This is a genomic window from Staphylococcus sp. HMSC067F07, assembly GCF_001837405.1.
Taxonomy (GTDB): Bacteria; Bacillota; Bacilli; order Staphylococcales; family Staphylococcaceae; genus Staphylococcus; species Staphylococcus capitis.
In genome coordinates this window covers 1-4221 of record NZ_KV832203.1, presented here as the reverse complement: position 1 = coordinate 4221, position 4221 = coordinate 1, and the positions used below count along the sequence as shown (strand labels likewise).

Genomic DNA, 4221 nt, shown 5'->3' with positions numbered 1-4221 from the left:
TGGTTGCCTTTAGTTTAATGATTGGTTGCCTTTAACATCTCAAATCCGTTGTCACTCTGAGGATCAAATGCCTCCTAAAAAGGTTTTAAAAAGATTTATAAAAAGATATTAAAAAGTTCGGGGCAATTTGCCCCTCACAAATTCAAAAGACAAAAAGGAAACCAACCACACTTGTGGTTGGTTTTTATTATTTAAAAAAGCAATAAGTAATATAACTTTAATGCATTATTCCAATTGCTTTATTGACATTGAGCCTCTGAACCCTTAATAAACCCAAAAACTGTCGACTCGTCGGTTTCATAGCTCACGCTATACCGACATTCGTCGAAACAGTTTAATTAAGGGTTCTTCTCAATGCACAATAAATTTTCTCGGCATAATGGCGTGTGTTACTTTTTATTTCTCTTTTCATTTCTAAGCTATTTTAAGCTTGATACAGCTTTTTTATTACCTCAAATGTGGTTTTTATTCAACATTTATATTAAATGCGCTTATACACGCTTAAAATGGCATATATAAGTCCTCCAAATAAAGCATAAGGAACAAGATAGAAAATAAGTATGAAATAACGCCATGCTGAATGACCTGTTTTCAGGACATAGTTCAGCCATTCATAAAAATGTTGCACACCTAACCAGTCGCCTAAGGGACTTAAGACTAAAAATGTGACCATGACTAAAGCAATAATAAAAAACATCGCTGTAATGCCTTTGGTTAAACGATGAAACGCTTGATCATATTGTTTAACAGCTGTTTCGTTGTGCTTGATACGTTCATCCATGGTTGCTTTATAATCGTTATTCGCTTGTTGCAGTTCTGCTTGATTGGTTTGTAACTGCTCAATCGCCTTATGTGTGTCTGTTTTTACATCTTTCAATTCTTCTTGGATGGCTGTTTGAAAATCTTGTTTTAAATTATCGTTATTAATGCGTTCAATATAGTGTTTCGCTACACTGATAAAACGCTTTTGTGTGATTTCAGTCGCTTGATTAAAGTTCGAGGCCGTGGTCTCGATCGTTGTTAATAATTCGTCGTGACGCTTGTTTCGCTCGTTCTCTCTCTTCTCGATCTCTTCGAGCCTTTTCATCAGCAAGTCTTGCTGATTCTGCAGCTTGTCTGCTACGCTCAAGCTCATTTGTGTCTTGGGCGAATTGTTCCCAATCTGCTTGAGTGACGCCTGTATCTCGTTCAGTTGCTTCATCACGACTTGCAGTTGGTCGTTTGGGCTGGCATTCGGTGTCTGAGTCTCGTTCTTGTTGTCTTTGTCGTTGAATTTGTCTTTCAAAGCCATCTTCGATACCTCCTTTATTGTAATCTTCGCCGAGTTTACGTCCACGCACCTTTTTATCTTCGGCTAAGTGTCGATAGGTAATGCTTTTGGGTGTGACACGTTCAATTTCAATACCATGTTGGTTTAAATGGTCTTTGAATTCATCCATATTGGTGGCTTGTGATTGGTCTATCGCCTCTCTAATCTCATCTTTCCATGAATATTGGGTTGTTGATTTCGTATTAGGGTCAGCAATGGCTTTTTCCGTTTGCGTATAACGTAAGCGTGCTGTGTCTTTCTCTGGCACGCTTAAACCATGTTCCAGGCAAACCTCATCATTGAAATCTCTGACATTACGTAAGGCTTGTTTATTATTATTGAATTTCTTACCTGTCTCGAGGTCAATTGAATTAATCACAATATGATTGTGTACATGGTCTGTATCTGCATGCGTATAGACCGCCACTTGATGATTCGGTGTGAGCTTTTCAGCGAGTGCTAAACCTAATTGATTACATTGTTCGGGCGTGACTTCGCCCGGTTGAAACGATTGGATTATGACATGTCCTTGATTCCCATCAGTTTTACCATATAACTCACGAGAAGCTTTAAAACTCGATTTGGCATAGTCGACATCACAATTTAAGCCACTTTTTTCGACAGCGCGTTTTTCAGCATAATTAATCGCCCGTGATGTTGATTTGGTGGCACTTAATTTAGTTGTTGCCATCATCATCACGTCGTTTTTCTATTATTTCTTGAATTAAATAACCAATGTTGATTACTCCAATAACTAACATAATTATAGCTGTTGTATATGAATGGTTATAAAAATTCCAAATTGAAAAGCCTATAGCAAGTATTAATACAAATAAGCTCGTTACTATTTCTAAATTCTTTCCCATATGTCATTCAACCTTTCACGTAATTCATTAATATTATGTTCTAATGCCTCATAATTCGGTGCGTCATATTGATGTTGATTACAATATTTGGCAATCTGATTCGCATTTGCACCCAACATACTCAAATCTTTCGCTACTGATTGTCGCGTTGCTTGATCCAATTTGGGTGCGACCAATCGGGCGCCTTGTGCCTTTTTCTTAACGAACGCAGGCACACTCATATTTAAAGTTTCAGCTGATTGTTGTAACTTTAAATATTCGGATTCGCTCACACGAAAACTGATTTGTTTCGGCGCCTTACGGTTGGGTTTATGGTTTCGCCCAACAGTTTCGTCGCTAGCCACAAATGTGTTTTGTTCGCTCATTATTCCCACCACGCTTTCTTCGAAAGATAACGCCTTTCTTACATTTTACTTTATAGGATAAAGTAAAATTAATCAAGTCGTTAAGTGGTTTGGCAAGCATTGGCTTTGCTATCCACTAACGTGGTAGTGACGCCTGCTTGTTGGGGATAATCCCCAAGCCCCTTATGTTTTTGCTTACGCAAAAAATGAGTGGCTAATTGCTAGCCACTATTGAAAGATTCACAATTAATAGTATTAATTTTTTAAAAAAATAATATCGATTATTTTTGAATCCTATTGTTAGAAATAATTTAAAAGAATTTATATCAATACCATAATTGAATTTTTTTGGTCGATTGTTATAGTGAAATTATATTAATTGGGAGGATAATTTCATGTATTTTACAACTTTGACAGAAAGAGAATATGAAAATTTTATTAATAGTAGACCAGTACATTTTACACAATCCATCGATCAATATCGATTCCGAAAAAATAAAAGTAATGACGTTCACTTAGTTGGGGTTAAGGATAAAGATGAGGTCATTGGTGCTTGTTTACTGTCTGAAGCAAGAGCATTAAAAATATTTAAATATTTTTATTCAAATAAGGGACCAGTCCTTGACTATAAGAATGAAGGACTTGTTCAGTGTTTTTTTAAAGGACTAACTAAATATTTGAAAAAACACAGAACATTATTTGTATCATTGGATCCTTATATTTTAGAAAATATTAGAAATGCAGATGGGGAAGTACTTCATTCCTTTAATAATACATATTTAATAAATTCACTTTCGAAATTAGGATATAAACACCAGGGATATACAGTGGGATATTCTCAAAAAAGTCAGATACGTTGGTTATCTGTATTAAATCTGAAAGATAAAAGTAAAGATGATATATTGAAAGAAATGGAGTATCAAACACGTCGTAATATCAAAAAATCATTAGAAATGGGAGTTGAAACGACTACATTAAATATATCTGAAACAGAACGATTTTATAGTTTATTTAAGATGGCTGAAGAAAGGCATAATTTTAAATACAGGGAAAATCCTTATAAATTCTTTAAAGAAGCACAAATGATGTATCCGCAAAATTCAATGATTAAATTATCTTATATTAACTTAAAAAAATATTTAGAACAGCTTAAAACCGCAAAAGTAAAATTAAATCATTCATTGGAAATGATAAAAGACAAGCTTGAAGATAATCCAAATTCTAAGAAATCTAAGTCGCAATATAAACAATTAAATCAAAAAATTCAAAGTAATAAAAAGAAAATTCAAGAAGCAGAGGAATTAATTAATAGTGAAGGTAATATTTTAGATTTAGCAGCTGCTTTATATATATATAATAAAGACGAGGTGTACTACCTTTCAAGTGGTTCAAATCCCAATTTTTATCAATTTAAAGGAGCATATGCACTACAATGGAATATGATTCAATTTGCCTTATATCATCAAATTCCAAGATATAATTTTTATGGAATTACGGGAGACTTTAGTGAAAATGCTGATGATTATGGAGTGCAACAATTTAAAAAAGGATTTGGTGCACATATTGAAGAATATATTGGTGATTTTATTAAACCTATACATCCTGTGTTTTATAAAATTTATCAATTTTTGAATACATAAGCTATACAATTTCACTACCTATAAGAGTTAATTATGTTAATTAAAGGAAAAAGACCCAAACA

Annotated in this window: 5 protein-coding genes; 1 reads left to right on the top strand and 4 read right to left on the bottom strand. The window is 33.8% G+C overall.

Annotation, left to right across the window (positions count from 1 at the left end):
• Positions 1-481: 481 nt before the first annotated feature.
• From HMPREF2706_RS00035 to mobC, 4 genes are all read right to left on the bottom strand, one after another.
• Positions 482-877, bottom strand: a complete 396-nt coding sequence (locus HMPREF2706_RS00035; RefSeq protein ID WP_001836857.1) for a hypothetical protein — start codon at positions 875-877, stop codon at positions 482-484.
• A 112-nt stretch (positions 878-989) separates the two neighbouring features.
• Complete coding sequence (locus tag HMPREF2706_RS00030) at positions 990-2000, bottom strand: relaxase/mobilization nuclease domain-containing protein (RefSeq protein ID WP_070862071.1); 1011 nt, start codon at positions 1998-2000, stop codon at positions 990-992.
• On the bottom strand, positions 1987-2175 hold the full coding sequence (locus HMPREF2706_RS00025; protein ID WP_002489809.1) for a hypothetical protein: 189 nt from the start codon (positions 2173-2175) through the stop codon (positions 1987-1989). Before HMPREF2706_RS00025 ends, HMPREF2706_RS00030 begins: the two co-directional genes overlap by 14 nt.
• A complete protein-coding gene (mobC, locus tag HMPREF2706_RS00020; protein WP_070862070.1) occupies positions 2160-2540 on the bottom strand; it encodes a plasmid mobilization protein in 381 nt (126 codons plus the stop codon). Before mobC ends, HMPREF2706_RS00025 begins: the two co-directional genes overlap by 16 nt.
• 374 nt (positions 2541-2914) lie before the next feature.
• On the opposite strand from mobC, the gene HMPREF2706_RS00015 reads away from it, so the two are divergent.
• Positions 2915-4159, top strand: coding sequence for an aminoacyltransferase (locus tag HMPREF2706_RS00015; protein WP_049366049.1), 1245 nt, complete (start codon positions 2915-2917; stop codon positions 4157-4159).
• Positions 4160-4221 lie beyond the last annotated feature (62 nt).